Annotated in this window: 19 protein-coding genes; 8 read left to right on the forward strand and 11 right to left on the reverse strand. The window is 73.3% G+C overall.

The window, feature by feature from the left end; genetic code table 11:
• Positions 1-339 precede the first annotated feature (339 nt).
• From Sm713_RS25395 to Sm713_RS25420, 6 genes are all read right to left on the reverse strand, one after another.
• On the reverse strand, positions 340-1,956 hold the full coding sequence (locus Sm713_RS25395) for a PQQ-binding-like beta-propeller repeat protein (protein ID WP_249416680.1): 1,617 nt from the start codon (positions 1,954-1,956) through the stop codon (positions 340-342).
• Positions 1,957-2,401: 445 nt separating this feature from the next.
• Positions 2,402-4,369: a PQQ-binding-like beta-propeller repeat protein gene (locus tag Sm713_RS25400; RefSeq protein ID WP_374196069.1), complete on the reverse strand. Its 1,968-nt coding sequence runs from the start codon at positions 4,367-4,369 to the stop codon at positions 2,402-2,404.
• A 294-nt stretch (positions 4,370-4,663) separates the two neighbouring features.
• Entirely contained in the window at positions 4,664-6,487 is a 1,824-nt protein-coding gene (locus tag Sm713_RS25405) for an ABC-F family ATP-binding cassette domain-containing protein (protein ID WP_212912411.1), read from the reverse strand.
• Between the two features lie 363 nt (positions 6,488-6,850).
• Positions 6,851-7,753, reverse strand: a complete 903-nt coding sequence (locus Sm713_RS25410) for a 4-(cytidine 5'-diphospho)-2-C-methyl-D-erythritol kinase (protein ID WP_212912412.1) — start codon at positions 7,751-7,753, stop codon at positions 6,851-6,853.
• On the reverse strand, positions 7,750-8,661 hold the full coding sequence (gene rsmA, locus Sm713_RS25415) for a 16S rRNA (adenine(1518)-N(6)/adenine(1519)-N(6))-dimethyltransferase RsmA (RefSeq protein ID WP_212912413.1): 912 nt from the start codon (positions 8,659-8,661) through the stop codon (positions 7,750-7,752). Before rsmA ends, Sm713_RS25410 begins: the two co-directional genes overlap by 4 nt.
• A 63-nt stretch (positions 8,662-8,724) precedes the next feature.
• On the reverse strand, positions 8,725-10,353 hold the full coding sequence (locus Sm713_RS25420) for a penicillin-binding transpeptidase domain-containing protein (protein ID WP_212912414.1): 1,629 nt from the start codon (positions 10,351-10,353) through the stop codon (positions 8,725-8,727).
• 509 nt (positions 10,354-10,862) lie between these two features.
• On the opposite strand from Sm713_RS25420, the gene Sm713_RS25425 reads away from it, so the two are divergent.
• The 3 genes from Sm713_RS25425 to Sm713_RS25435 all read left to right on the forward strand — a co-directional run bounded on the left by Sm713_RS25425 (position 10,863) and on the right by Sm713_RS25435 (position 13,348).
• Entirely contained in the window at positions 10,863-11,483 is a 621-nt protein-coding gene (locus Sm713_RS25425) for a dihydrofolate reductase family protein (protein ID WP_212912415.1), read from the forward strand.
• Between the two features lie 93 nt (positions 11,484-11,576).
• On the forward strand, positions 11,577-12,311 hold the full coding sequence (locus tag Sm713_RS25430) for an AraC family transcriptional regulator (RefSeq protein ID WP_212912416.1): 735 nt from the start codon (positions 11,577-11,579) through the stop codon (positions 12,309-12,311).
• A 137-nt stretch (positions 12,312-12,448) separates the two neighbouring features.
• Positions 12,449-13,348, forward strand: coding sequence for a hypothetical protein (locus Sm713_RS25435; protein WP_212912417.1), 900 nt, complete (start codon positions 12,449-12,451; stop codon positions 13,346-13,348).
• Positions 13,349-13,450: 102 nt separating this feature from the next.
• On the opposite strand, the gene Sm713_RS25440 is transcribed toward Sm713_RS25435, so the two are convergent.
• Both Sm713_RS25440 and Sm713_RS25445 read right to left on the reverse strand, forming a co-directional pair.
• A complete protein-coding gene (locus tag Sm713_RS25440; RefSeq protein WP_212912418.1) occupies positions 13,451-14,092 on the reverse strand; it encodes a class I SAM-dependent methyltransferase in 642 nt (213 codons plus the stop codon).
• A gap of 110 nt (positions 14,093-14,202) precedes the next feature.
• Complete coding sequence (locus tag Sm713_RS25445; protein ID WP_212912419.1) at positions 14,203-15,969, reverse strand: dolichyl-phosphate-mannose--protein mannosyltransferase; 1,767 nt, start codon at positions 15,967-15,969, stop codon at positions 14,203-14,205.
• 197 nt (positions 15,970-16,166) lie between these two features.
• On the opposite strand from Sm713_RS25445, the gene rsmI reads away from it, so the two are divergent.
• The 5 genes from rsmI (at position 16,167) to Sm713_RS41250 (ending at position 21,271) form a co-directional block, all read left to right on the forward strand.
• Positions 16,167-17,021, forward strand: coding sequence for a 16S rRNA (cytidine(1402)-2'-O)-methyltransferase (gene rsmI, locus Sm713_RS25450; protein ID WP_212914821.1), 855 nt, complete (start codon positions 16,167-16,169; stop codon positions 17,019-17,021).
• A gap of 799 nt (positions 17,022-17,820) precedes the next feature.
• The gene (locus tag Sm713_RS25455; protein WP_212912420.1) at positions 17,821-18,303 is read left to right on the forward strand and encodes a hypothetical protein; all 483 of its coding nucleotides are present in this window, start codon (positions 17,821-17,823) and stop codon (positions 18,301-18,303) included.
• 116 nt (positions 18,304-18,419) lie between these two features.
• Positions 18,420-19,439, forward strand: coding sequence for a TatD family hydrolase (locus tag Sm713_RS25460; protein ID WP_212912421.1), 1,020 nt, complete (start codon positions 18,420-18,422; stop codon positions 19,437-19,439).
• A 139-nt stretch (positions 19,440-19,578) separates the two neighbouring features.
• A complete protein-coding gene (locus Sm713_RS25465; protein WP_212912422.1) occupies positions 19,579-21,138 on the forward strand; it encodes a resuscitation-promoting factor in 1,560 nt (519 codons plus the stop codon).
• Position 21,139: 1 nt separating this feature from the next.
• The gene (locus tag Sm713_RS41250; RefSeq protein WP_283249821.1) at positions 21,140-21,271 is read left to right on the forward strand and encodes a hypothetical protein; all 132 of its coding nucleotides are present in this window, start codon (positions 21,140-21,142) and stop codon (positions 21,269-21,271) included.
• An 84-nt stretch (positions 21,272-21,355) separates the two neighbouring features.
• Here the strand turns inward: Sm713_RS41250 and Sm713_RS25470 are convergent, their stop codons facing one another.
• The 3 genes from Sm713_RS25470 to Sm713_RS25480 form a co-directional block, all read right to left on the reverse strand.
• Positions 21,356-22,150: an energy-coupling factor ABC transporter ATP-binding protein gene (locus Sm713_RS25470; protein ID WP_249416989.1), complete on the reverse strand. Its 795-nt coding sequence runs from the start codon at positions 22,148-22,150 to the stop codon at positions 21,356-21,358.
• A 383-nt stretch (positions 22,151-22,533) separates the two neighbouring features.
• Positions 22,534-23,334 carry a cobalt ECF transporter T component CbiQ gene (cbiQ, locus tag Sm713_RS25475; protein ID WP_212912423.1) on the reverse strand — a complete coding sequence of 267 codons (801 nt, stop codon included), beginning with the start codon at positions 23,332-23,334 and terminating at the stop codon, positions 22,534-22,536.
• Positions 23,335-23,337: 3 nt separating this feature from the next.
• Entirely contained in the window at positions 23,338-24,582 is a 1,245-nt protein-coding gene (locus Sm713_RS25480) for an energy-coupling factor ABC transporter permease (protein ID WP_212912424.1), read from the reverse strand.
• Between the last annotated feature and the right edge of the window lie 133 nt (positions 24,583-24,715).

The raw sequence follows: 24,715 nt of genomic DNA on the forward strand, positions 1-24,715 counted from the left end.
CACCCGGTGCACGCATGGCCCGGGAAGCACTCCCACCCCCGCTGTTCATCCCCCGGAAACTACACGCCTGTTCGACATTGCGCCCGCATTACTGTCCAGAAGTCCGGGTAGGCGCTGGAATTCGCCCTGTTCCTTACGTCCCCGGGCCGCCCACACCCCCGTACAGGCACGAACAGCAGGGCGGCGCACGAACATCCGAGCCCGGCCGCAGGCAGAGAGCAGGCCCAACGAATACGGCCCCGCCCGGCAAGGGGCGGGGCCGTCGGCTGCCGTCGCGAGCGACCGGCCAGCAGCGGCCGGCAGCGGCTACCGGTGGCTATCGGTGGCTGACAGTGGCCCTCAGTCGCTGAATCCGACCGCCGTGTACGCCTTCTCGTCGGGGCTGAGCACGGAGCCGACGAGCTGCTTGGCGATGAACAGCTTCCCGCCGCCGTACAGGATCTCGGCCCGGTCCGGGACCATGCTGCTGAGCACGTCCAGCACGTTCCGCGACGCCGGGGTCTCCAGCAGCTTCGTCTCCTTCATCGTCTTGCTGTCGATGGTGACGACCTGCGCGCCCTTGTCGTAGGGACCGTCCTTGTAGGCGAGGATGTTGGAGCCGTCCATCCGGAGCGGGAAGATCTTGTACTTCTGGCCGGCGTCGGCCCGGTCCCCGGTGGGCTTGCCGGTGGTCAGGTCGAACGAGACGATCTCGTTGGTGGTGCCGTAGTCGTCGCCGCTGCCCTGGTGCTCCGCGGTCGGCACGTACAGCCTGTCGTTGCCGACGGCGATGGCGTAGCAGGAGTGGACCTCGTTGACCTCGCAGCGGTGGTTGTACTTGCCGTCCTCCAGCGTGATCTTCGACTGGAGCTTGCCGGCGTCGTCGAGGGTGAAGACGTCCGTGACGCCCGAGGCGGTGATGTCGCCGGAGTCGACGCCGAAGACCACGGGCTTGGTGGAGATCAGCTTGGCGTTGTCGACGCCGTCGGGCAGCTTGTACGACCACTTCGGCTTGCCGCCCTGGTCGAGCAGCTGCACCGAGATCTTCGGGTGGTCGTAGTCGCCGCAGGTGCGCACCGCGACGAGCTGCTCGCCGCCCCGGTAGCCGACGTCGTGGCACTGGTCGCCGGACTGCGGCGTCCACTTGGCCTGGCCGGTCTTGAGGTCGAACGCCGCCCCGCCGTCGGTGCCGCCGCCGACCGCGACCACGTCACCGCTGATGCTGACCTCGTCGTAGTCGGGCTTGTCGTCGCCGAGCAGGATCTCCTTGGACCAGAGCTTCTTGCCCGAGGCCATGTCGAAGGCGGCGAGCTTGTCGCAGTGCTTGAAGTCGTTCTTGTTCTTGGACCTGCCCTCCTCGTAGACCACCGCGGCGACGCCGGCGTCCGTGACCTCCTGGGAGCCCGCGCACGCCTGGCCGTCCAGCGGCAGGGTCCACGACTGCTTGCCGGTCGCCGTGTCGTAGCCGACGACCTGGGCCTCGCCCGACTTCGCGTAGATCGAGCCGTGCAGCCAGGAGCCCTCGGCCTTCACCACGTCGTCCTTGCCGACCTTCGGCGCAGGCACCTGCATCAGCACGTTGGCGCTGGTGTTGGAGGGCACCTTCTCAAGGCCGCCGGCGCCCTGCGCGCCGCCCGAGCCGTTCTTCCCGTCGCCGCCGGAGGAGCCGCCGCTGGACGAGGCTGCCTGGTCCTTCCCGCCGCCGGAGTCCGACGACGAGTACCAGATGCCGCCGCCGACGATCAGCGCGACGGCGACGACCGCCGCGATGATGATGGTCATCTGGGTGTTCATCCCCCGGCGGCCGGAGGCGGGCGCCGCCGGCCGGCCCATGCCCGCTCCCGGGTACTGCCCGTAGGGCCCCTGCGGCGGGTAGCCCTGCTGGGCCGGATAGCCGTACTGCTGGGGAACGGTGGGCGGCTGACCGCCGCCCGGGCCCTGCGGGAAGCCGTAGCCGGGCTGGCCGGGTGGCGGCATGGGTGGCTGGCCCTGTGGTGGGGTCCGGGGCGGCTGGCCGGGCGGCGGCGGGGCCTGCGGTGGCTGGCCCGGCGGCGGCGGAGGCGTGGCCGGGTGGCCGTATCCCTGGCCGGGCTGCTCCGGTGGCGGGCCGAAGCCTCCTCCGGCGGCCCCCGGCGGAGGCGGGGGGCCGGCGGGCGGGCCCTGCGGCGGGGCCTGGTCGGGGTGTCCCTGGCCAGGGTGCTGCGGAGAGCCGGGGGGAGGGTCCTGCGGGGCGCCGAACCCGCCCTGCGGCGGCTGGCTGGGCGGCTGGGTCATGACGTGTCAACCTCTGAGGAGAAGAGCGGGTGGTCGAAAGTCGGGCGGGATGGCTGCCGAAGGCCGTCGGGACCCCGGTCGCCGAGGGCCGTCCGGACCCCGGTCGCCGAAGGCCGTCCGGACCTCGGTCGCGGACGGCCGTCACGACTCAGTTGCCGAAGGCCATCATGAGCTTCTCCTGCGACTTGTCGCTGCCCGTGAGCCGCGTCGTGGAGATGTAGAAGCGCCCGTCCACGTAGTCGATCGCCTTGGAGAAGAAGCCGTTCTCGATCTCGGCGGCCCCCTGAGGGTTCTGAAGCACCGTCTTCGCCTTGTGGGCGCCGCCGGTCGGGATCGACAGCACCCGGCCGCCCGCGTCGTAGGAGGGGTCCTCGTACGCGATGAGGTTGCCGCCCTCGACCTTCATCGGGAGCATGGCGGTGTCCCCGGGTGCCTTGACCCGCCACTTCTCCTTGCCGTTCGCGAGGTTGATCGCGACGATGTCGTTCGCACCGCTTTTCGCCTCGGTGGGCAGGTAGAGGGTGTCGGCGTCGGAGGCCACGCCCGTGCAGCCCTGGAGGTCACGGTCGAGGATCGCCCAGCCGCACTCCGGCGCGAAGCTCTCGTTGATGTCCACCTGCGAGCGTGTCGTGCTCGAACCGTCCTTCAGGGTGCTGATGTTCCACTGCTTCTTGTCCTCGTTGGTGAGGTAGAGGACCACGGGGCTGGTGGAGTACACCCGGCCGAGCTGCCAGCCCTTGGGCAGCTCCTTGGTCCACTTCGTGCGGCCGCTCGCCGGGTCCAGCTCCTCCACCCGCTCGTGCTGGTTCGGCTGGCCGGCCGCGCAGGACAGGGCGACGATGACGCGGTCGCCGCCGGTGAAGCCGCTGGGGAAGCAGACCCCCGACTTCTCCTCCTTCTTCGTCCACAGCTGCTTGCCGTCGCTGACGCTGTAGCCGACGCCGGACTGCGAACGTCCCACGACCAGGGTGTTCTTGGAGATGGACAGCTCCAGCGTGATCGTGCTGTCGAACAGCTCGCCCTCGTCCATCTTCTTCGTCCAGCCCTTCTGGCCGGTCTTCAGGTCGATCTGGACGAGCTGGTTGCACTTGGCCGAGTCGTTGGTGCCGCTCTTGTAGGCGACGACGACCTTGCCGTCCGGGGTGGCCTGCTTGGACGCGGCGCAGATGGCCTGCGGCAGGGTGACCGGGTCGTACGCCGGGGTGCCGTCGGCGACCTTGTACCCGACGATCTCCTTGTACGCCGCCTTGACCGCGACCGTGCCGGTGATCCACATGCCGGGGGCGTCCGCTCCGGAACCGGGCGCGTCCGGCGCCGACTTGTACCAGAGCACCTTGTCCTCGCCGGCCTGGCGCCCGGCGTTGAGGTTGTCGGGGTCGTCGCCGCCCTTGCCCTCGCCGTCGCCGCTGCCGTCACCAGGGTTGACGGGGGCCGAGGCGCCGGGGCTCGTGGCGCCCTTGTCGCCGCCGGCCTCCTGCTGCTTGCCGTCGTCCCCGCCGGAGACCGCCCACACGACACCGCCGGCCACCAGGAGCACGGCCACCGCCGCGCCGATGATCGCCGCGGGCTTGCCCTTGAACGGGTTCTTCCCCCCACCGCCCGGGCCACCGGGGCCGCCCGGCATTCCGGGGCCACCGGGCATCTGGGGGTACGGGTACTGGCCCTGCTGCTGGTAGCCGTAGCCCGGCGCCGGGGGCTGGCCGTAGGGGCCGGGCTGCTGCGGCTGGGTGTAGGGCTGTGCGTACGGGTTGTTGGCGGCGGGCTGCTGCTGCTGCGGGTAGCCGTAGCCGGGGCCCGCCGGAGGCTGGGGCTGCTGCCCCGGCTGGGGGTGGCCGTAGCCGCCCTGGCCCGGGGGCGGCGGGGTGCCGGGGGCCGGCGGCGGGGCCGGCGGCATCCGGGGCGGGGCCGGCGGCGGGTTCTGCGGGGCGCCGAAGCCGCCCCCCGGCGGCTGGCTGGGCGGCGGCGGAGGCGTACCCGGCTGGTTCGGGTATCCCCCACCGGAGCCTCCGCCGGAACCACCGCCCGGACTCCCCGGTGGATTCTGCGGTGGGTCCTGCGGTCGGTCCTGCGGAGCTCCGAAACCGCCCTGAGGCGGCTGGTTGGGCGGCTGAGTCACAGCGTTCCCCCTCTTTCACTGAAATCTCGCCTGGCCGAGGCCCGCCGGCGCCCCGTCCGCCGTCAAGCTGGTGAGACCATGACGACCGGACGATCACAGCGACCGTCAGGCCGTCACGGCGGGGGCCCGGGGCTCATCCCGGATGCGCACAACGCTGGTTTTCGGCACACCTGATCGCGCTCAGGCCTGACGTCCAGGGCGCCTTTCTATCACCATGACGCCTTGGCACACCTGATCGGTTCGTGGCCTGTTCCCAACGTCGGACCCTGCCGTGATGGCTCCGTTACGGGGTTTTCACGCGTTCTCCGCGAGCTCCAGCCAGCGGTTCTCCAGCTCCTCGCGACGGCCGGCGAGCTCGCGCAATTCGCCGTCCCATCCGGCCACTTTCTCAAAATCGGTTGCGTTGTCGGCGATCCTCGCGTGCAGCTCCGTCTCGGATTCCGTGATCCTGTCCAGTTGCCGCTCGATGCGCTGGAGTTCCTTCTTCGCGGCGCGGGCGTCGGCCGCCGAGACGGTGCGCGCCGCCTTCGCGGCGTTCTCGGCCGCCTTGGCCGCCGGGACCGGGGCGGCGGCCGTGGCCTCGCGCATCCGCTCCCGCCGCTCCAGGTACTCGTCGATGCCGCGCGGCAGCATCCGCAGCGCCCGGTCGCCCAGCAGCGCGTACACGCGGTCCGTGGTGCGCTCCAGGAAGAACCGGTCGTGGGAGATCACGACGAGGGTGCCCGGCCAGCCGTCGAGGAGGTCCTCCAGCTGGGTGAGCGTCTCGATGTCCAGGTCGTTGGTGGGCTCGTCGAGGAAGAGGACGTTGGGCTCGTCCATCAGCAGCCGCAGGAGCTGGAGCCTTCGGCGCTCGCCGCCGGAGAGGTCGCCGACCGGCGTCCACTGCTTCTCCTTGCCGAAGCCGAACGTCTCGCAGAGCTGGCCGGCCGTCAGCTCCCGGCCCTTGCCGAGGTCGACGCGCTCGCGCACCTGCTGCACGGCCTCCAGCACCCGCAGTGCCGGGTCGATCTCGCGGACCTCCTGGGAGAGGAACGCGGGACGCACGGTCTTGCCGACCGCGATCCGCCCGCCCACCGGCTGCCGGTCGCCGCTGCTCGCCGCCGCCTCGGCCATGGCCCGCACCAGGGAGGTCTTGCCCGCGCCGTTCACCCCGACCAGGGCGAACCGGTCGCCGGGGCCGACCTGCCAGGTCAGGTGCTCCAGCAGCACCTTCGGGCCGGCCTGGACGGTGACGTCCTCCAGGTCGATCACGGACTTGCCGAGCCGGGAGGAGGCGAACCGCATCAGCTCGCTGCTGTCCCGCGGCGGCGGCACGTCCTTGATCAGCTCGTTGGCGGCCTCGATGCGGAACCTGGGCTTGGACGTGCGCGCCGGGGCGCCGCGGCGCAGCCAGGCCAGCTCCTTGCGGACCAGGTTCTGCCGCTTGACCTCCTCGGTCGCGGCGATGCGCTCCCGCTCGGCGCGCGCGAAGACGTAGTCGGAGTAGCCGCCCTCGTACTCGTACACGGAACCGCGCTGCACGTCCCACATCCGCGTGCAGACCTGGTCGAGGAACCACCGGTCGTGGGTGACGCAGACCAGCGCGGAGCGGCGGGCCCGCAGGTGGCCGGCGAGCCAGGAGATGCCCTCCACGTCCAGGTGGTTGGTGGGCTCGTCGAGGACGATCAGGTCCTGCTCGGCGATGAGCAGCTTCGCCAGCGCGATACGGCGCCGCTCGCCACCGGAGAGCGGCCCGATGACGGTGTCCAGGCCCTGCGGGAAGCCGGGCATCTCCAGGCTGCCGAAGAGGCCGGTGAGGACGTCGCGGATCCTGGCGTCGCCGGCCCACTCGTGGTCGGCGAGGTCGCCGATCACCTCGTGGCGCACGGTCGCCGCGGAGTCGAGGGAGTCGTGCTGGGTGAGCACGCCGAGGCGGAGCCCGCCACTGTGGGTGACCCGGCCGGAGTCGGCCTCCTCCAGCTTGGCCAGCAGCCTGATCAGGGTGGTCTTGCCGTCTCCGTTCCGGCCCACCACACCGATCCGGTCGCCGTCCGAGACCCCGAGGGAGACCGAGTCGAGCAGGGCGCGGGTGCCGTACACCTTGCTGACTGCCTCGACATTGACCAGGTTGACGGCCACCGACACTCCTGTCTTGTGCTGCGGGATGGATCAGCCTCCCAGCGTACTTGGCGGGGTGGGGTGGGGTCGGGCGTGCGGGGTCCCCCGGCGGTCCGCCCCGGTGGCGGGGCCGTCCTTGCGGGGCGTCGCCGTCTCCGGTCCCCGCGCCCCTTTTCAGGGCTGCGCCCCAACGGCCGGGCTGCGCCCCGACAGGGGCGGGGGGAACTGCGCGAGCAACCACCCACACACCGGTGGTCCGGACGCGACAGAACCAGCCCCCTTCGGACAGGGACGACCCGACCGCCTCGTCGTGGCTGGTCGCGCAGTTCCCCCCGCCCCTGAGGGCACCAGGGCTCCGCCCCGACAGGGGCGCCCGAGCCGCGGTCAGGGGAGGACCGTCGCACCCCGCGCCGGAGCTTCCGTCACTCGGGTCGTGCGGCACGTGCCGGACTCCCGCAGGGCATCCGAAACCGTGCGAGCCACGGCCGCGTCGGAGGCCAGGAACGCCGTCGTGGGCCCCGAACCGGAGACCAGCGCGGCGAGCGCACCCGCCTTCGTGCCCACGGCAAGGACCTCCGCGAGCGACGGGTAGAGCGAGAGCGCCGCGGGCTGGAGATCGTTGCCGAGCGCAGCGCCCAGCGCCACCGCGTCCCCGTCCCGCAGCGCGTCGAGCAGCACCTCGGACGCCACCGGCGCCGGCACCGGCGCCCCCCGCTCGGCCGCCAGCCGGTCGAACTCCCGGTACACCGCGGGCGTCGAGAGCCCGCCCTCGGCGAGCGCGAACACCCAGTGGAAGATCCCGCCCACCGGCAGCTCACGCAGTCGCTCGCCCCGCCCGGTACCCAGCGCCGCCCCGCCGACCAGGCTGAACGGCACATCGCTGCCCAGGCCGGCGGCCAGCTCCAGCAGCTCGGCCCGACCGGCGCCGGTGCCCCAGAGCGTGTCGCACGCGAGGAGCGCGCCCGCGCCGTCCGCGCTGCCGCCCGCCATGCCGCCCGCCACGGGGATGTCCTTGGCGATGTGGATGTGCACGTCCGGGCTCCGCCCGGTCCACTCGGCCAGGGCGATGGCGGCGCGCGCGGCGAGGTTGCTCCGGTCCAGGGGCACCTGGTCGGCGCCCGGGCCCGAGCACGTGATCCGCAGCTCGGCGGCGGGCTCGACGGTGATCTCGTCGTAGAGCCCCACGGCCAGGAACACGTTCGCCAGGTCGTGGAAGCCGTCGGGGCGGGCGGGGCCCACCGCGAGCTGAGCGTTCACCTTGGCCGGGACCCGCACGGTCACTGTCACTGCGTACTCCGCCTCTCCACGCGCCGCGCCCCGGCGGCCCGTCCTTGCCCGCCGCCCGTCCCGGGCCGGTGCTCCGCGATCCGGGCGAACTCCGCCACGGTCAGCTCCTCGCCCCGCGCCCGCACCGGCACACCCGCCGCGACCAGCGCGGATTCGGCGGCAGCCGGGGATCCGGCCCAGCCGGCGAGCGCCGCGCGCAGGGTCTTCCTGCGCTGCGCGAAGGCCGCGTCGACCACCGCGAAGACCTCCTGCCTGGAGGCCGTGGTGGGGACCGGGTCGGTCCTGCGCACCAGCGAGACCAGACCGCTGTCCACGTTGGGGGCGGGCCAGAAGACGTTCCGCCCGACGGCGCCGGCCCGCTTGACGTGGGCGTACCAGTTCGCCTTGACCGAGGGCACGCCGTACACCTTGGAACCGGGGGCGGCGGCCAGCCGGTCGGCGACCTCGGACTGCACCATGACGAGGGCGCGTTCGATGCTCGGGAAGGTGCCGAGCATATGGAGCAGCACCGGGACGGCGACGTTGTAGGGGAGGTTCGCGACCAGCGCGGTCGGGGGCGGTCCGGGCAGCTCCGTGACGTGCATGGCGTCCGCGTGGACCAGCGCGAAGCGGTCGGCTCGCTCCGGAACGCGGTCGGCGACGGTGCCGGGCAGCGCGGCGGCGAGGGTGTCGTCGATCTCCACGGCGGTGACGTTGCCGGCGGCCTCCAGGAGCGCGAGGGTCAGCGAGCCGAGGCCGGGGCCGACCTCCACGGCGACGTCGTCCGGCCGGACGTCCGCGGTGCGGACGATGCGGCGGACCGTGTTCGCGTCGATCACGAAGTTCTGGCCGCGCTGCTTGGTCGGCCGTATGCCGTGTGCAGCGGCCAGCTCCCTGATCTCGGCGGGTCCCAGCAACACATCGTCCACGCATCCACCCTATGGGCTGTTCGCCCCCCGCCCCGACCACCGGTCGCCCGGGGGCGCCGCGCCTCACCCCACGGCGCGCAGCACCCCGGCCACGATCGGCCCTGCCGCGTCCGCCCCGTGGCCGCCGCTCTGCGTCATCGCGGCCGCCGCGATGTCGCCCCGGTATCCCGCGAACCAGCTGTTCGACTTCGCCTGCGCGTCCACCTCCGCGGACCCGGTCTTCGCGCCGATGTCCCCGCCGAGCCCCGACATCGCCGCGGCGGCGGTCCCGCTGATGGCCGTGCGGTGCATCATCTGGCGGAGCTGGGCCACCGTCCCGGAGGAGAGCCCCTGGGCGGTCGCGAGGGTCCGCCCGTCCAGCGACTGCGGCACGATCACCGGCTGCCGGAAGACGCCGGTCATGGCCGTCGCGGTCACCGAGGCCATGTTCAGCGGGTCCATCTGCACCTGGCCCTGCCCGATCATGTTCGCCGCGGTGTTGGGGCCGCCGGACGCCGGCACGCTGCCGTCGAAGGACGGGATGCCCGTCTTCCAGTTGTCCCTGCCCAGGCCGAAGTGGTCCTGCGCCTCCTTGGTGAGCGAGTCGACCTTGACCTCGTCCGCGTACTTGAGGAAGGCGGTGTTGCAGGAGCGGGCGAAGCTCGACGCGAGCGTGGCGTGCAGGTCGGGCGTGAGGCCCTTCTCGTTGTGGAACGTCTGGCTCTGCCAGGTCGCCGTGTCGGGGCAGGGCGCGGGCCCGGAGGCCGTGGTGATGCCGTTGTCGATGAGCGTCGCGGACGTGATGATCTTCATGGTGGAGCCGGGTGCCAGCTCGCCCTGGAAGGCGGCGTTGAACGAGTCCTTCCGGTGGTTGGCGACCGCCAGCACCTCGCCGGTGCTCGGCTTGACGGCGACCACGGACGACTCGGCGAACTGCGTGACCGCGTGCTCGGCGGCGGCCTGCGCCGCGGCGCTGAGCGTGGTGTGCAGCGTGCCCGGCCGGCCCTTGGCGAGGGTGGCGAGGACGGTGTCGGGCGCGGTCTCGCTCTGGTGCCGTACGACGAGTTCGAGGGCGGGCGTGCCGCCGGCCTTCTCGCCGTACTTCGCGCGGAGCTCGTCCAGGATCGGGCCCAGCGAGGGGTACTTCTCCTTGGTGAGCACGGCGCCGTCGCGGTCGACGGCCTCGATGGGCGGGGCGCCGGAGGCGTCGGTGACGAGCGTGTCGCCGGTCTTCAGCTGCGGGTGCAGCACCGCGGGCGTCCAGTCGACGAGGGCGCGGCCGGTGGTCAGGCCGCGCACGACCGTCAGCTGGGTGTCGTACGCGAGCGGCTTGCTCTTGCCCTGGTACGAGACCGTGGCGCGGACGGCGTAGGGGACGGTGGCGCCGGTGGCCGCCCGGGGGGTCACCGTGACGCCACTGATGTGCGCGTCGTCGTTGAAGCCGGTCAGGGCCTGCTCGGCCGCCGAGGCGTTGTTCGTGTAGGACGCGGCACCGGTGGCGTCGCCCTTCTCCCAGGCCGCGAAGAACGCGCGCGACGCCTGCTGGATCTCCTTGGCGTCCGGCGGCCCGGTCCGCTTCGGCGCGGGGTGCCCGCCCGCCGTGGAGACCGTGTCGCCGGCGAGGCCGTTCCAGACGTTGAATCCCGCGTACCCCACACCGCCGGCCACCAGGACGAACGCCCCGACCACCCCGGCCACGACCCCCCTGCGCATCCCGCGCCCTCCCCATCTCTCCGAGTCCCCGGCACCCCCGCACCGGCGGTAACAGCATCGTCAGCACTGTAAGCGCAGGGTGTGACAAACGGTGCCTGTACTCCGGATGGTGGCCAAAAGGAGATCGACGATCACTTACGCGTCTCGCCGTTTGATCACATACGCGTCTCGCCGTTTCCGGACGCCCGGACGCCCGGACGCCGGGAGTCCGGGAGGCCGGGGAGCTCGCCGGGGCGCCTCTGCGTCCTGTCCGCATGCCGTGGGGAGCCGGGCGCCCGGGGATGCATCCGTGCGCCGTGCCCGGCACCCACGCGGGCACGCCCGTACGCCCTGCGGGTGAGTCCGCGCGCCCCATGGCGTGCCGGTACGCGCGGCGATGAGTTCCGGCGCGACGGGCGGTCCACCGTTGTGCGGGCACCACCGGCCCGCACCGGACACGCCCGGCCATCGAAGACAGCCCGGCCATCGGACACGCCCGGCGACCGAACACACCCGGCAAGGAGAGACCCATGCGCCTCATCGTCATCACCTTCCTGACCGCCGACGGCGTCATGCAGGCCCCCGGAGCGCCCGAGGAGGACCGCGGCGGCGGGTTCGAGCACGGCGGCTGGCAGGTGCCCTACATGGACGAGGACACCATCCGGCTGATCCACGACTGGTACACGCGCGTGGACGCGTTCCTGCTCGGACGCCGTACGTACGACATCTTCGCCGCGCACTGGCCGCACGTCCCGAACCCCGACGAGGACCCGATCGCCCGACAGCTCAACACGCTGCCGAAGTACGTCGTGTCCGGCGGGCGCCCCGAGCTGTCCTGGCAGAACTCCACCCTGGTCACGGGCGACGTGCCGGAGGAGATCCGGAAGCTGAAGGCGCTGCCCGGCGGCGAGCTCCAGGTCTGGGGCAGCGGCCGGCTGGCGACGACGCTCATGGAGCACGGCCTCGTCGACGAGTACCGCCTGCTGACCTACCCGGTCGTCCTGGGCGGCGGCCAGCGCCTGTTCGCCGAGGCCACCCCGACGGCGCTGCGCGTGGTGGACTCGACGGTCACCGGTTCCGGCACCGTCATCACCACGTACCAGCCGACCGGCAGCCCCGAGTACGGCTCCTTCGCGCTGGACCAGTCATAGCGGCGCCGCCGGGACGCACCGCGAGCGCGCGCCCGATGCCCTGCCGGCCGCCCCGCCCTACGATGGGCCGCGTATCACGGAGGTGGGCGGGACGTGGCGGAGTACGCGGCACGGCGAGGCGCCCGGACCGGCGCGACGGTGTGGCGGGCGCGCTCGGGCGGCCCCGAGCAGAGCATCGCCCCCGACGGCGTGATGGACCTGATGTGGTTCCGGGGCCGTCTCGTCGTGGCGGGCCCGGACACGCGGACGATGGTCGTGGAGACCCGTGCCGGCGAGGTGACCTGGGGTCTCCAGCTCGCTCCCGGCATGGCGTACGCACTCCTCGGCGTGCCCGCGGACGAACTGACCGACCAGCGCGTCGACCTGTCGGACCTCGTCGCGCTGCCCGGGTGCCGGGGCGGGTCGTTCGAGGCCGACGTCGATGATGCGGCCGGCACCGGCACCGACACCGACACCGACGGCGCGGCCGACGCGCTCGAACGGGTTCTCGTCGCCCTGTGGACGCACGCGGACCCGGAACGCTCCGTCCTGCGCCTCGCGGCCTCCCTCGACCGGGCCGCCCGCCGGGGCCTGGGCGTGCGGGAGACGGCGGAACTCCACGGCCTGCCGGAACGATCGCTGCGCAGGCTCAGCAACCGGCTCTTCGGCTACGGCCCCAAGACGCTCGTGCGGATCCACCGTTTCCAGCACGCGCTCCATCTGGCACGGGCGGGAATGCCGTTGAGCGACGCTTCGGCGACCGCGGGGTACGCCGACCAGGCCCACTTCAACCGCGAGAGCAAGCGGCTCACGGGCCAGACGCCCGCGAGGCTCACCCGGGCCACGTAAGCGGGTCCGGGCACGACCCCACGCCACGCACCCGCGCCTGACCGCGACCGTGCACTCCCGCACTCCCTTCCCGACTCCCTTCCCTGCTGGCCGATTCGTCCAAGAGCGGTGGCGCCGGCGGATGGCACGGTCCTGGTATGAGCATTCACAGCATTCACCTGGGACGCACGAAAGCATTCATGGCCGCGCACGCGCGCGTGCTCGACCGGCACCGCTTCGACGCGGTCACCGACGGGGGCACCGCGGACCGACAGGCGGTCATCGACGCCCTCGACGCCTACCGGAACCCGGACGGCGGCTACGGGTGGGGGCTGGAACCGGACCTCCGCGCCGCCGAGAGCCAGCCGGCAGGCGCCCTCCACGCCCTCGAAGCGCTCGCCTGCGCGGGCCCGGCGACGTCACCGCACACGGTCGCCCTCCTCGACTGGCTGGACTCCGTGACGCTGCCCGACGGCGGGCTGCCCTTCGCCCTTCCGATCGCCGATCCCGCGGCGTGCGCGCCGTTCTGGGTCCACGCGGACCCCGCGGAGTCATCGCTCCAGATCACCGCGGCGGTGGCCGCCCAAGCGCACCGCCTGGCGCGCTGGGACGAGAACGTGCGGGACCACCCGTGGCTGGAGGCGGCGACGCGGTACTGCTTCGAGTCGATCCCCCGGATCGACGAGGCACCCTTCGCGTACGTGCTCTCCTTCGCGCTCCAGTTCCTCGACGCCGCGGCCGACACCCAGCCGAAGGCGCGCGATCTGCTGGACCACCTGGGCCAGTTCGTCCCGGCAGACGGGGCGGTCGCCGTCGTCGGCGGAACCGAGGGCGAGACCCTCCACCTCCTCGACTACGCGCCCGAACCCGACCGCCCGGTCCGCGACCTGCTCGACCCCGGGGCCGTCTCCGCCGACCTCGACCGCCTGGAGCACGGCCAGCAGCCGGACGGCGGCTGGACGGTCGGCTTCACCGGCTTCTCACCGGCCGCGACCCTCGAATGGCGCGGCCACGCCACGGTGGGGGCGGTCTCGGTGCTGCGGATGAACGGGCGTTGAGGCGGGTCAGCACCTGCCGCGCCGGGATGCGGCACCTGCGGGGAAGGGACCCTCGACCCCTGCGGGCGAGCCCCTGGGCCGTCTGTGGGCCGTGATCTTCCTCTAAGGCTTTCGCGCCAGGAGGAAAGCCTGCGGCACGCGGGCGTCGGGCTCGGTGAGCATCGTCGCCTGTACCGAAAGTCCCGCCCGGGTGGCCAGTTCCGCGACCCGGGCGGGTGGCCGCCAATAGACGTCTAGGGCCATGTCGAGGTCGCCGTACCCCTTCGTCTTGCGGCGCTTCTCGTCACCGACGTGGAAGCCGAGGAGGAGATGGCCGCCGGGTGCCAGCACCCGGTGGAACTCGCTGAACACCGTCGGCAGTGCCTCCGGCGGGATGTGGATGATCGAATACCAGGCGACGATGCCCCCGAGCTCGCCGTCGGCCAGCTCCAAGGCCGTCATGGTGCCCGTTGCGAAGCGAAGGCCGGGGTGGGTCCGCTGGGCGATGTCGACCATCGCAGGCGACAGGTCGATGCCGAACGCGGTGAGCCCGAGGGAGTCGAGGTGGGCCGTCACATGGCCAGGGCCGCACCCCACATCCGCGACCGGGCCGTCCCCAGCGGCCCGTACCAGCTCCGCGAACGCCCCCAGCATCGAGCGCATCAGCGGGTCACCCACCAACAGGGGAGGCACCAACTCGGCGTAGTTGTCCGCGACGGTGTCGTACGACACCCGGGTCTCACGAAGGTAGGTCGGCTCGGTCACGGTCCTGATCGTAAGAGCGGCGTGGGCCCCGGGTACCGGCTCAGGGCCTTGAGGGCGCGGCAGCCTGCCGGTGCGGAAGCCGGCCGCGCCCTCATGCTGTGTTCAGCCGGCTAGATCCACGAATCCAGCCACATCCGGCTACGCCACGCGTCCAGCGGGATCGCCTCGCCCGTGAAGATCGGCCAGAAGTAGATGAAGTTCCAGACGATCAGGATGATCAGGACGCCCGCGCCCACCGCGCCCACCACCCGGCGCCGTTCGCTCGCGCCGGGTGGGCCCAGGAGGGCGCCGATCATCATCGTCACCGCCAGGCAGAGGAACGGGACGAAGACGACGGCGTAGAAGAAGAAGATCGTTCGCTGCTGGTACATGAACCACGGCAGGTAGCCCGCGGCGACGCCGCACAGGATCGCGCCCGCGCGCCAGTCGCGCCGCAGCAGCCACCGCCACAGCACGTACAGCAGCGCCAGGCATCCCGCCCACCACAGCAGCGGGGTGCCGAGCGCCAGTACCTCGCGGGCGCACTTGCCGCCCGCGTCCACCGGGCAGCCGTCCGTGCCGGCGGCCGGCGACTCGTAGAAGTAGGAGACGGGGCGGCCGAGGACCAGCCAGCTCCACGGGTTGGACTGGTAGGTGTGCGGGGAGTCCAGGCCGACGTGGAACAGGTACACCTGGTACTCGTAGTGCCACAGGCTGCGCAGCCAGTCCGGCAGGAACGTCCAGTCTCCGCCGCGGCCCGCCGTGGCCGCCCAGTTCCGGAAGTAGCCGCCAGTGCCGTCCGCGGGCGAAAGGATCCAGCCCAGCCAGGACAGCAGGTACACGCCCACCGCCACCGGCGCCGTCGACAGGAACCCCCACACCGCGTCGTACCTGAGCACCGCGGCGAACGGCCGCTCGGCGCCGGCCACCCGGCGGGCGCCCACGTCCCACAGGACCGACATCAGGGCGAAGGCGGCCAGGATGTAGAGGCCGTTCCACTTGGTGCCGAAGGCGAGGCCGAGGCAGATGCCGCAGGCCAGCCGCCAGGGGCGCAGGCCCAGGCGCAGCGTCTGCGCGGTCACCGGGTCGGGGCGGGCGACGCCGTCCGGTCCCAGGGGGAGCGCGGCGGCCAGTCTGGCGCGGGCGCGGTCCCTGTCGATCAGGAGGCAGCCGAAGGCGGCCACCACGAAGAACATCAGCACCTCGTCGAGGAGCGCGGTGCGGCTCATCACGAAGTGCAGCCCGTCGACGGTGAGCAGCCCGCCCGCCAGGCAGCCGAGGAACGTGGAGCGGAAGAGCCTGCGCCCGATGCGGCAGAGCATCAGCACGGAGAGGGTGCCGAGCACCGCCGTCATGAAGCGCCAGCCGAACGGGTTGAAACCGAACAGCCACTCCCCGATGCCGATCACGTACTTGCCGACCGGCGGGTGCACCACGTAGGCGGCGTCGGTGGGCATCACGACGTGGCCGCCCTGCCTCAGGACGAGGGCGTCGGCCCCCTTCGGCCAGTTCAGCTCGTAGCCGCGGTGGATCAGCGCCCAGGCGTCCTTGGCGTAGTACGTCTCGTCGAATATCACCGCCCTGGGGTTGCCCAGGTCCCAGAACCGCATCACGCCCGCCACGAGCGTCACCAGCAGCGGCCCCAGCCAGCCCGACCAGCGGACGAGCCGCTCCCCCATGGCCCCGCGCAGGCCCGGCATCGTCCACAGTCCGGACGCGGGCCGGGCATGCGGCGGCAGCAGCCGGTCGCGGACACCGGCCACCGGGCGCGCCACGTAGCCGTAGTGGCGCAGGTGCTGCTGCCAGGCGGGCGGGTGCCCGCCGGAGGCGGCGTCCTGCCGGTCGTCCGTGGAGTCCGTGGAGCCGGGGGGACCCGGGGATGCTGCCGTACTCGTCACCGCGCCATCGTAGGGAACCCGTCTGTGCTTATCCCGCTTACGGCCCCTGCGAGGATGGAACCGTGACGAATGGAACCGGTTCGGAGACGGTGGCGGAGCGGCCGGAGCAGGCCTCGGAGCGGCCGCAGCAGGCCCCGGAGCCCGGACGGGACGGGCGTGAGGCGCTTGAAGGGGGAGGCGGCGAGGCCGCGGGCGGAGTGCTGGTGCTGGCCGGCACCCCGATCGGCGACGTGGAGGACGCCCCGCCGCGACTCGCCGCCGAGCTGGCCGGCGCCGATGTGGTGGCCGCCGAGGACACCCGCAGGCTGCGCAGGCTCGGCCAGGCGCTCGGGGTGCGCCCCACCGGGCGTGTCGTGTCGTACTTCGAGGGGAACGAGGCGGCCCGCACCCCGGAGCTGGTCGCGGCGCTCGCGGACGGGGCGCGGGTGCTCCTGGTGACCGATGCGGGCATGCCGTCGGTGTCCGACCCCGGGTACCGGCTGGTGGCGGCCGCTGTGGAGCAGGGCATCCGGGTCACCGCGGTGCCGGGGCCGTCGGCCGTGCTGACCGCGCTCGCGCTGTCCGGGCTGCCGGTGGACCGGTTCTGCTTCGAGGGGTTCCTGCCCCGCAAGCCGGGCGAGCGGCGCGTGCGGCTCGCCGAGGCGGCGCGGGAGCGGCGGACGCAGGTCTACTTCGAGTCGCCGCGCCGGCTCGACGCCAGCCTCGCCGCGATGGCCGAGGCGTTCGGCGCGGAGCGCCGCGCCGCGGTCTGCCGGGAGCTGACCAAGACCTACGAGGAGGTCAGGCGCGGCACGCTCGCCGAGCTCGCGGCCTGGGCGGCCGAGGGGGTGCGGGGCGAGATCACCGTCGTCGTGGCGGGCGCGGGCGAGGACCCCGAGAAGGGCGCGGTGGACGCCGCCGAACTGGTGCGCAGGGTGCGGGTGCGCGAGGAGGCGGGGGAGCGGCGCAAGGAGGCGATTGCCGCGGTGGCCGCTGCGGCGGGGGTGCCGAAGCGGGTCGTCTTCGACGCGGTGGTGGCGGCTAAGCATGGCGGCGGGGGCGCCGCGGGGTGACCGGATCGTGTGCTCGGTGACGGTGACGGTGACGGTGGCTGGGCGTGGGGCCTGCCTGCGTGGTTCCCCGCGCTCCTTCTCGGGGCTGCGCCCGGTTCTCGGGGCTGCGCCCCGGCCGCACCATCCGGTGGGTATAGGTGTCGGCCCGGATCATCTGCCCGTGGGGGTCTTCGCGCAGTTCCCCGCGCCCCTGATCAGGGCTTCGCCCCCCACCGCACCAGCGGGTGGGGACGAGGCGTCGGCCCGGACCATCTGCCCGTGGGGGTTTTCGCGCAGTTCCCCGCGCCCCTAATCGGGGCTTCGCCCCCCACCCCACCAATCGGTCGGCGTGAGGCCTCGGCCCGGACCGTCCGCCCGTGGGGGTCTTCGCGCAGTTCCCCGCGCCCCTTCAGGGCGGCTGGGTGGTCCCCCGAGCCAAGGCACCCAGCCACATCGGTGCCGTGGCATCACGCCGGTGTGCAGTCACCCCGCAAAGGCGCGCGGGAGCGCGATCGCGGAGTGCCGGCACGTGTGACCCTCCGTGGTGGTGCGCCCGGCGCTCGGATCTCCCCTGCACCCCAGAGCACGGCAAAGGACTAGCGTGAAAAGCAAAGCAGGTGCCTCGTTTTCGAAGGAATCCGGCGGATTCTTAGCGGAATTGCCAAATCAGTTTCAATAGTCGACAGGCCTCGTGCGGCGGCGCCGCGAGAAGCGTCCACTGGACAGGGAGGACGTCTCCGTCCCCCGCTTCCGCCGACCGTCGGGTCCAGAAAGCCCCGAAGGCCCGGAAGCGCTCGTCCAGCGGACACGAGGAGCTGGCATGAGTGAGATCACAGGGACCGGCCGTAGCACCACCGGGCTCCCGGTCGTGCACGAGTCGTACTCCTTCGCCTGCCTGCGCTGCGGGCACGGCTGGGAGCAGTCGTACGAGATAGAGCACCACATGGACGCGAAGGGCAAGGAGTTCGTCGTCTACAAGGCCGACGGCCGCCAGGTGCCGTCGCCGCTGACCCAGCCGCACTGCGACCACTGCGACGGGCACGTGGTGCGGATAATGCGCCCGGGCCGCGTCTCCACCGTCCTCCAGTCGATGCACGCCGAGCGCGCACCGGCGGGGCCCGGTGCCGCGGAGCGGCGAGCGGCACGGCGCCCGGGCCCGTACCGCACCGGGTCGACGGACGCCGCCATGGCCGCGGGCGAGGCCGACCCGACCTCGGAGGACGGGCCCGGCCAGGCCGGGCGGCACGCCTGGTACGTGTCCGGCCTGCTGCGGCTGATCCACATGCAGCGGCGGGCGCGCTGAGCCGGCACGGGGTTGCGTGACCGGCGGGCACGGTCGCGGTGACGGTCGCGGGCGCGGTCGCCACGGGCCCGTGGGCGCCCTCCAGGGTGCGAACGGGCGGTTCGTAGGATCGGGACATGTCCGCGAAAGACCCAGCCGTGGCCCCGTCGGCGAAGGGCGTCAATCCGAAAGCCGCCGGTCCGAAGACCGTCGGTCCACAGACCGCTGATCCCAAGAGCGGCGGTCCGAAGAGCGCCGACCAGGCGAAGGAAGCCGACCAGGCGAAGAAGGCCGAGCGGCAGGCCCCTCCCCCGCCGCCCGAGCCCCTCGCCGTGCCGGCCGCCGACTCGCACACCCATCTCGACATGCAGTCCGGCACCGTCGAGGAGGCGCTCGCGAAGGCGGCCTCGGTGGGCGTCACGACCCTCGTGCAGGTCGGCTGCGACGTGCCGGGATCGCGCTGGGCGGCCGAGACGGCGGCCACGTACGAGAGCGTGCACGCGGCCGTCGCCCTCCATCCCAACGAGGCGCCGCGGATCGTGCACGGCGATCCCGAGGGCACGGCCCGGCAGGGCGCGCGGCCCGCGGGCGGCGCCGCCGCGCTCGACGAGGCGCTGGCCGAGATCGACCGGCTCGCCGGTCTCGACCAGGTCAGGGCGGTCGGCGAGACCGGGCTCGACCACTTCCGCACCGGCGAGGCGGGCCTCGCCGCCCAGGAGCGGTCCTTCCGCGCGCACATCGAGATCGCCAAGCGGCACGGCAAGGCGCTGGTCATCCACGACCGCGACGCGCACGCGGACGTGTTGCGCATCCTCGACGAGGAGGGCGCGCCGGAGCGCACCGTCTTCCACTGCTACTCCGGCGACGCCGCGATGGCGGAGGTCTGCGCGGCACGCGGCTACCACATGTCGTTCGCCGGGAACGTCACCTTCAAGAACGCCCAGCCGCTGCGCGACGCGCTCGCCGTGGCCCCGCTCGATCTGGTGCTCGTGGAGACCGACGCGCCGTTCCTCACTCCGGCGCCGTACCGCGGACGGCCGAACGCTCCATATCTCATTCCGGTCACGGTGCGGGCCATGGCGGCGGTGAAGGGCGTCACCGAGGAGACCTTGGCGGCGGCGGTCTCGGCCAATACTGCCCGGGTTTTCGGTTACTGAATGATTACGGTACGAAACTTTCGGTAGCGGCCGATCGTGGGAGCCCGGGACGACACGTTGTGAACAGCTTGCTTGGGAGAGCGCCCAACGCTCATTAGGTTCGGTCCCGCCCAGACCGGACTCTCCTTGGAGCGTTGGCATGAGCACAGACAGCCGTCACGACGGATCGGCGACCGGCAGACGCGCCGGCCACCGGCACCACGAAGCGCGCGGCACCCGGGACGACGCCTCGGCCCTGCGGCTGCGCGAGCGCCCCCGCGACGCCCACGGCCGGCCGCCGTGCGGCGGCGCCCGGGCCGCCAGGGCCGTGCAGGCCGTCCGCGAGGTGCGCAGGACGGGGCAGGCGCGCGGCGTCAGCGGAGCGCGCGAAGCACTGAGTGCGGCACGGGCCGCGTGCGGGGTTCCGGCACGCGCCAGGCGGCGCGGCGGGGCGGCCGGGTCCCCCGAGGGTGCGGGCCGCGGTGCGTCCGGTGCCTCCCCTGCCCCTGGGCGCCAGGGCGGGTTCGCCGCGGCGCCGGAGGCGGCCACGGGCACGCGGGTGCGCGGCGGCTGGGCGCGACGGGAGCCGCTGCGGCGCCTGCTGCCGCAGGCTCTGGTGGTGGCGTGTCTCGCCGGGGGCACCTCGGCGTTCGTCGCGGACGACAAGGAGATCCACCTCAGCATCGACGGGGCGCCGCGGATACTGCATACGTTCGCCGACGACGTGTCCGGCCTGCTGGCCGACCAGAAGATCGTCGTCGGAGCCCACGACATCGTCGCGCCCGCCCCGCGGACCCCGCTGAGCAACGGGGACGAGGTGGTCGTGCGCCATGGCCGGCCCCTTCGGCTCACCGTCGACGGGGCGCACCGCAAGGTGTGGACGACCGCGCACACGGTCGACGGAGCGCTACGCGCCCTCGGGGTACGCCCCGAGGGCGCGTACTTGTCCGTGTCGCGGTCCCGGCGGATCGGCCGGGACGGCCTGACGCTCGCCGTCCGCACGGAGCGCACGCTGCGGCTCGCGGCGGACGGCCGGACGCGCACGCTGCGCACCAACGCGGCGACCGTCGGCGCCGCGCTCGACGAGGCCGGCGTGCGGCTGCACCGGCACGACCGGCTGTCCACGGCGGCCGGCAGCTTCCCGCGGAACGGTCTGACGGTGACCGTCACCCGCGTCTCGGTGCGGCACAAGGTGCGCGCCGAGTCGATCCCCTACGGCGTGCGGCGGGTGCCGGACGCCTCGCTGCCGTCCGGCGCGGAGGTGGTCCAGCGCAGCGGCAGGACCGGCACCCGGCGGGTGACGTATGCCACGCAGACGGTGAACGGGGTGCGGCACCGGCCGCACCGCGTGGCCGCGCAGGTGGTGGTGCGGCCGCGGGACGCGGTGGTGCGGGTCGGCCCCGGCGGCCGGGCCGGCGGCGGGCGGCACTGGGTCCAGGCCCGCGACGGCGACTCCACGGGCTACGGGGACACGGGCGGCGCGGACGAGCTGGACTGGAACGCGCTGGCACGGTGCGAGTCCGGCGGGCGGCCCGACGCGGTGGATCCGTCCGGGACGTACGGCGGCCTGTACCAGTTCGACGCACGCACCTGGCGCAGCCTGGGCGGGCACGGCCTCCCGCAGAACGCCTCCCGGGCGGAGCAGACCCGTCTGGCCAAGCAGCTCTACGCCCGCCGCGGCGCGAGCCCCTGGCCGGTGTGCGGGGCACGTCTGAGGTGACGTGACCGGCAAGAACCGCAACGTGACCGGCGACATGACCGGCGGACGTGACCGCACAGGCCGCAACGTGACCGGCACAGGCCGCCACGTGACCAGCACAGGCCGCCACGTGACCGGCGCAGGCCGCGGCTGACGTGCCGTACGCGTTCGCCGTCTCCGCGCTCTCGCTCAGCGGCACCGTGCCACCGCTCTCGGAGGTGCCGTGCCGCCGTGCCTCTCAGCGGCTCCGTGCCGCCATGCGCGGGTCGAAGCCGAAGGGGAGCTCCAGGCGGTGACGTCGCATCAGTTCCGCGTCGGAGAGGAGGTCGGCGGTAGGGGCGTCCGCCGTGATGACGCCCTCGCTGAGGATGGCGGCGCGGGGGCAGAGTTCCATGGCGTACGGCAGGTCATGGGTGACCATGAGGACCGTGACGTCCAGGGAGCGCAGGATGTCGGCGAGTTCACGGCGGGAGGCGGGGTCCAGGTTGGACGACGGCTCGTCCAGCACCAGGATCTCCGGTTCCATCGCGAGGACCGTCGCGACGGCGACCCGGCGCCGCTGGCCGAACGAGAGGTGGTGCGGCGGGCGGTCGGCGAACTCCGCCATGCCGACCCGCTCCAGCGCGCCCCGTACCCGCGCCTCCAACCCGGCGCCCTTGAGCCCGGCCGCGGCGGGCCCGAAGGCCACGTCCTCGCGCACCGTCGGCATGAAGAGCTGGTCGTCGGGGTCCTGGAAGACGATGCCCACCCGGCGCCGGACCTCCGCCATGGTGCCGCGCGCCACCGGCAGCCCGGCGACCCGCACGGTGCCCGCGCCCGCGGTCAGGATGCCGTTGAGGTGCAGGACGAGCGTGGTCTTGCCGGCGCCGTTCGGCCCGAGCAGCGCGACGCGTTCGCCCCGGCCGACGGTGAGGTCGACGCCGAACAGGGCCTGGTGGCCGTCCGGGTAAGCGAAGGCGAGGCCCGCCACCTCCAGCGACGGCGGACCGGACCGCGCGGTGTCCGGCGGCGCGGGGGCCTGCGCGGACGGCACGGCTCCGGGCCCTTCCGCGGACGGCACGACCCCGACCGCCTCCGCCGACGGCACGACCTCGGTCGCCTCCGCCGACGGCACGGGCACGGGCGCGCCGCTCGACGACGGCGACGACGGCGACGACGGCGACGACGGCGACGGCGACGAGGGCGACGAGGGCGACGAGGGCGACGAGGGCGACGAGGGCGACGAGGGCGACGACCCTGGGGAACGTGACCCCGTCGACGAAGGTGCCGCCCCTGAGGAACGTGACGACGTCGACGAAGGTGACGACCCCGACGAACGTGCCGAGGTCGGCGAACATGCCGAGGTAGACGAAGGTGACGACGTCGACGAAGGTGCCGACGCTGGCGAGGGTGACGACTTCGACGAGGCTGCTGAGGTCACAGGATCCATCCCGTCAGGCAGACGGCCAGGGCCGCCGACGGCAGGGCCAGTGCGCGGGACCACTGGGCGCGGGAGGCCGCCACGTCGTCGATCACCGGCATCGTGCCGGTGTAGCCGCGGCTGACCATCGCCAGATGCACCCGCTCGCCCCGCTCGTAGGAGCGGATGAACAGCGCGCCCGCGGACTTCGCGAGGACGCGCCAGTGCCGGGGCCCCGTCGCCTCGAAGCCCCGTGACTCGCGGGCGATCCGCATCCGCCGCATCTCGTCCGTGATCACGTCCCCATAGCGGATCATGAACGACGCGATCTGCACCAGCAGCGGCGGCAGTTTCAGCCGTTGCAGGCCGAGCAGCAGTGCGCGCAGGTCGGTGGTGGCGGCCAGCAGGACGGAGGCCGCGACGCCGAGGGTGCCCTTGGCGAGCACGTTCCAGGCGCCCCACAGGCCGGCCACGCTGAGCGGGAGCCCGAGGACGTGCACCTGCTCGCCCGTGGCGACGAACGGCATCAGCACCGCGAAGGCGACGAACGGGACCTCGATCAGCAGCCGTTTCAGCAGGAAGGCCGCCGGGACCCTGGCGGCCACGGCGACGGCCGCGAGCAGCGCCGCGTGGAGCGCGAAGGCCCACAGGGCGGTGCGGGGCGTGGCGACCACGACGACCACGAAGCCGAACGCCGCCGTGATCTTCGTCTGCGGCGGCAGGGCGTGCACGGGCGAGCGGCCGTGCCGGTACAGCTTGTGCGCCGCCCCGCTGCCCGCGGCGTGTGCGGCGTGTGCGGTGCCTCCGACGGCGCTCATGGCTCAGGCACCTTCCTGGCGCGGGACGGCGGTGGGGCTCGTGCCGCCCCGGCGGCGCAGCGCCCAGAAGACGGCGCTGCCCGCGACCACCGTGACACCGACGCCGATCACACCGGCGAGGCCGCCGGAGAGCCGGGCGTCTGCGACGTCCCTGACGCCGTAGCCGGCCAGCGGGGAGCCGTCGGCGGCGTGCTTCTGCTCCTTCTTGTCGATGCCCTTGTCGTGGGCGACCTTCTCCAGGCCGTCGGGGCTCGCGGAGGCGTAGAAGCTGACGAAGCCGGCGAGCAGGAGGGAGGCGACGAGGCCGGTGAGCCACACCTTGCGGCGCGAGCGGCGCGGGGTTCCGGTGGGCGCGGCGGTCCCGGGCGCCCCGGCGCCGGTGGTCGTGGCCGCGGTGGCCGCGGGGCCGGCGGCGGATCCGGCCTCGGGGACCGCGGTGGCCGCGGCGGTCGCGGCGCCGGCCGGTGCCGCAGGCGCGTCGACCAGCGTGCCGCCCACCCGGAGCTTGAGCGGACGGGCGAGCCCCCGCGCCCCGTACACCAGGTCGGGCCGCACCGCGATCACGGCGCCGACGGTGAGCGCGGTGATCACCGCCTCGCCGATGCCGATCAGCACATGGACGCCGATCATGGCCGAGGCGACCTTCCCGATGGGCACGTCCGTGGTGCCGCCGAGCGCGTAGACCAGGGTGAAGACCACGGCCGCCGCCGGCACCGAGAGCAGCGCGGCGGCGAAGGAGGCGACGGTCACGGAGCGCCGGCCGCGCGGCAGCACCTTCACGAGGCCGCGGAAGACGGCGTAGGCGACGACCGTGGTGGTGAGCGCCATGTCGGTGATGTTCACGCCGAGCGCGGTGAGGCCGCCGTCGGCGAAGAGCACGCCCTGCATCAGCAGCACCACGGACACGCACAGGATCCCGGTGAAGGGGCCCACGAGTATCGCGGCCAGCGCACCGCCGAGCAGGTGACCGCTGGTGCCGGCGGCCACCGGGAAGTTCAGCATCTGCACCGCGAAGATGAACGCGGCGACGAGTCCGGCGAGCGGCGCGGTGCGCTCCCCGCCTCCCGTCCCGGCGAGCGGCCCACCGGACCCGCCGGGCCCGCCGGGCCCGCCGGGCCCGCCCGCGGCGCCGGAAGCCCCGGCCAGCTCCCTGCGGGCGCCCCGCAGGCTCACGGCCACCGCGCCGGCGGCGACGACCCCGGCCGCGACCGAGACCGGGGCATCGACAAAGCCGTCGGGAACATGCATGTGCTCCACCTCCGCCGTTGATACGACAAGCAGCGCGACCATCATGCCTTGTTGCATATGACTCGCAACAGCGAGCCATCTTCAAGTGAGAGCCACCATTCCGCAATCGGAGGCCGCCCCCCGCGGCCGGCAC

Origin of the sequence: Streptomyces sp. TS71-3 (assembly GCF_018327685.1) — a bacterium.
Lineage (GTDB): Bacteria > Actinomycetota > Actinomycetes > Streptomycetales > Streptomycetaceae > Streptomyces.

What these genes read in the sequence shown, in the direction of transcription:
- Sm713_RS25395 (WP_249416680.1), bottom strand. Translation starts at nt 1,956, where the DNA reads ATGCCGCCACCCGGCCAGCCCGGCTACGGCTTCCCGCAGGGCCCGGGC.
- Sm713_RS25420 (WP_212912414.1), bottom strand. Translation starts at nt 10,353, where the DNA reads ATGCGCAGGGGGGTCGTGGCCGGGGTGGTCGGGGCGTTCGTCCTGGTG.
- Sm713_RS25425 (WP_212912415.1), top strand. Translation starts at nt 10,863, where the DNA reads ATGCGCCTCATCGTCATCACCTTCCTGACCGCCGACGGCGTCATGCAG.
- Sm713_RS25435 (WP_212912417.1), top strand. Translation starts at nt 12,449, where the DNA reads ATGAGCATTCACAGCATTCACCTGGGACGCACGAAAGCATTCATGGCC.
- Sm713_RS25455 (WP_212912420.1), top strand. Translation starts at nt 17,821, where the DNA reads ATGAGTGAGATCACAGGGACCGGCCGTAGCACCACCGGGCTCCCGGTC.
- Sm713_RS25460 (WP_212912421.1), top strand. Translation starts at nt 18,420, where the DNA reads ATGTCCGCGAAAGACCCAGCCGTGGCCCCGTCGGCGAAGGGCGTCAAT.
- Sm713_RS25465 (WP_212912422.1), top strand. Translation starts at nt 19,579, where the DNA reads ATGAGCACAGACAGCCGTCACGACGGATCGGCGACCGGCAGACGCGCC.
- cbiQ (WP_212912423.1), bottom strand. Translation starts at nt 23,334, where the DNA reads ATGAGCGCCGTCGGAGGCACCGCACACGCCGCACACGCCGCGGGCAGC.
- Sm713_RS25480 (WP_212912424.1), bottom strand. Translation starts at nt 24,582, where the DNA reads ATGCATGTTCCCGACGGCTTTGTCGATGCCCCGGTCTCGGTCGCGGCC.